Source organism: Streptomyces sp. NPDC058459 (genome assembly GCF_042721685.1).
In the GTDB taxonomy this organism is placed as follows: Bacteria; Actinomycetota; Actinomycetes; order Streptomycetales; family Streptomycetaceae; genus Streptomyces.
Genome location: NZ_JBHXLV010000359.1, coordinates 1 through 3,232, shown reverse-complemented (window position 1 = coordinate 3,232; position 3,232 = coordinate 1). Strand labels below are relative to the sequence as shown.

The 3,232-nt window shown below is 75.1% G+C and carries 1 protein-coding gene; it reads left to right on the top strand.

What is annotated here, in order from left to right:
* Positions 1-3,232 (top strand): Rne/Rng family ribonuclease (locus ACFWN1_RS32505; protein WP_384370109.1); only part of this gene is annotated, 3,232 nt, incomplete at both ends.

Genomic DNA, 3,232 nt, shown 5'->3' with positions numbered 1-3,232 from the left:
AGGCCCGAGACCCCTGAGGCCGAGCTCGCCCCCGCTGCGGCTGAGGCCGAGCCCGAGGGGGAGGCCGCCGGCCGTACCCGCCGTCGGGCCTCCCGGCGGGCCTCCGCGCCCGCCGGCGCCCCGGCCGTGGCCGAGGAGCAGCCCGAGGCCGCCGAGGCAGAGCCGCGCCCCGCCCGCAAGGCGACGCAGTCCGAGCCCGCGCCGGCCGAGACCGAGGGCGGCCGCCGCCGTCGCCGCGCCGTGCGGCAGGCCGCGGGCGGGTTCTCCGCGCCCGCTCCCGCCGAGGGCGACGCCCCGCGCCGTGCCTCCCGCCCCGCCGTGGCCACCTTCCAGGCGCCGGTCTTCACCGAGCCGAGGTTCCAGACCCCGCAGCGTGCCGCCGCCGAGGCCGCGGCCCAGGCCGCCGGTGTCCGGGAGGCCGAGAAGCCGGAAGAGGCCGAGGAGCCCGAGGAGCCCAAGGAGCCCGAGCAGTCCGGGGAGACCACCGCCGCGCCCGAGGCCGCCGACGACCGCGCCGACAGCGGCCGCCGTCGCCGTCGCCGCCGGGGCGCCCCCGCCGAGGAGACCCGCGCCGTAGAGGAGCAGCCGGAGGCGGCCGACGAGTCCGCCGAGGACCTCGCCGAGGAGGACGAGTCCGACGACGCCGAGGGTTCGGAGGAGTCCGGTTCGCGTCGCCGTCGCCGCCGGGGCGGCCGTCGCCGTCGCCGTGGTGACGCCTACGACGACGACGAGAGCGGCGAGGGCACCGACGGCGAAGCCGGAGACCTGGCCGCCGAACAGGCCGAGCAGGACGCCGAGGACACCGCCGAGCAGGACGCCGAGGACGCCGAGAACGCCGAGGACGCCGAGGACGCGGCGGAGACCCGGGGCGAGGAGTCCGGTGGCTCCAGCTCCAGCCGTCGCCGCCGTCGTCGTCGCCGGCGCGCCGGTGACTCCGGTGGCGAGGCCGAGACGTCGCCCGCTGACGACCCCGAGCGCACCGTCGTCAAGGTCCGCGAGCCCCGCAAGGCCACCGAGCCGTCCGACGAGGTCCAGTCCATCAAGGGCTCGACCCGCCTGGAGGCCAAGAAGCAGCGCCGCCGCGAAGGCCGCGAGCAGGGCCGTCGCCGCGTGCCGATCATCACCGAGGCCGAGTTCCTGGCCCGCCGCGAGGCCGTCGAGCGCGTCATGGTCGTGCGCCAGCACGGCGAGCGCACCCAGATCGGCGTCCTGGAGGACGGCGTGCTCGTCGAGCACTACGTCAACAAGGAGCAGGCCACCTCGTACGTCGGCAACGTCTACCTGGGCAAGGTCCAGAACGTGCTGCCGTCCATGGAGGCCGCCTTCATCGACATCGGCAAGGGCCGCAACGCCGTCCTGTACGCCGGTGAGGTCAACTTCGAGGCGCTCGGCATGGCCAACGGGCCGCGCCGCATCGAGGTAGCGCTCAAGTCCGGCCAGCCCGTCCTGGTCCAGGTGACCAAGGACCCGATCGGCCACAAGGGCGCCCGCCTCACCAGCCAGGTCTCCCTGCCGGGCCGTTACCTCGTGTACGTCCCCGAGGGTTCGATGACCGGCATCAGCCGCAAGCTCCCCGACACCGAGCGGGCCCGGCTGAAGACCATCCTTAAGAAGATCGTCCCCGAGGACGCGGGCGTCATCGTGCGCACCGCCGCTGAGGGCGCGAGCGAGGACGAGCTGCGCCGTGACGTCGAGCGGCTCCAGGCGCAGTGGGAGGAGATCAAGAAGAAGGCGAAGACGGGCAATGCCCCGGCGCTGCTGTACGGCGAGCCGGACATGAGCGTCCGTGTCGTCCGCGACATCTTCAACGAGGACTTCTCCAAGGTCATCGTCAGCGGCGACGACGCCTGGCAGACCATCCACGGCTACGTCTCCCACGTGGCCCCGGACCTCACCGACCGGCTGCAGAGGTGGACCAGCGAGGTCGACGTCTTCGCCACGTACCGGATCGACGAGCAGCTCGCCAAGGCGCTGGACCGCAAGGTCTGGCTGCCCAGCGGAGGTTCGCTGGTGATCGACCGTACCGAGGCGATGATCGTCATCGACGTCAACACCGGCAAGTTCACCGGCCAGGGCGGCAACCTGGAGGAGACGGTCACCAGGAACAACCTGGAGGCGGCCGAGGAGATCGTGCGCCAGCTCCGGCTGCGCGACCTCGGCGGCATCATCGTCATCGACTTCATCGATATGGTGCTGGAGTCCAACCGGGACCTGGTGATGCGCCGCCTGCTGGAGTGCCTGGGCCGGGACCGGACCAAGCACCAGGTGGCCGAGGTGACCTCGCTGGGCCTGGTGCAGATGACCCGTAAGCGGGTCGGCCAGGGTCTGCTGGAGTCCTTCTCCGAGAACTGCGTCCACTGCAACGGCCGCGGTGTCATCGTGCACATGGAGCAGCCCACCTCCGCCGGTGGGGGCGGTGGCGGCAAGCGCAAGAAGCGCAAGGGCGGCGACGGCCACACCCACGAGGACGGCGACACCCTGACGGTCGAGACGGCCGAGGCCGAGGCGCCCGCGCAGGCCGAGACGGCGGCCGAGGTCGCCGAGCCGGTCGCGCTGCCCTCGGCGGAGTTCACCCCGGACGAGGAGCTGTACAGCTCCGTCGCCGAGGCGGAGGCCGCCGCCGGGCGGGGCCGCTCGCGCCGCCGCGCCGGCCGCCGGGCCTCGGCTCCGGCCGGTGCGCCGAAGGAGGGCAGCCGCCGGAGCGCCGAGCGGGCCGAACGGTTCGAGCGGGCCGCCGAGGAGGAGGTGCCGACCGCCGCGTCCGTCTCCGCCGAGGAGGCCGCCGCCCGTCCCGTCCAGCCGGAGCCGGCCGCCGAGGCGCAGGCCGCGCCGATGGCCGCCGAGGACCCGGTGGTCGCGCCCGAGCCCGCCGCCGAGGAGGCCGCGCCCAAGGGCCGGGCCCGTCGCCGGGTCACCCGCAAGGTGTCCGCGCCCGCCGGTTCGCCGGCCGGGGCCGAAGCCGCCGTGGTGACCGTCGCCGAGTCCGCGCCGGTGGCAGAGCCGCAGCCGGAGCCGCAGCCGGAGGCCGCCCCGGCGGCCGAGGAGAGTGCCGCCCCGGCCCGTCCGCGCCGCCGCGCGGTGCGCAAGGCCACCGCGCCGACCGCTTCCGAGGAGACGGCCGTCCTGGTCGTCCCGTCGCCCGCGCCGGAGCCGGCCGCCACCGAGCAGCCCGCCACCGAGGTTGAGGCCGCCGAGGTGCAGGCCGAGGAGGCCGCGCCCGTCAAGAAGACCG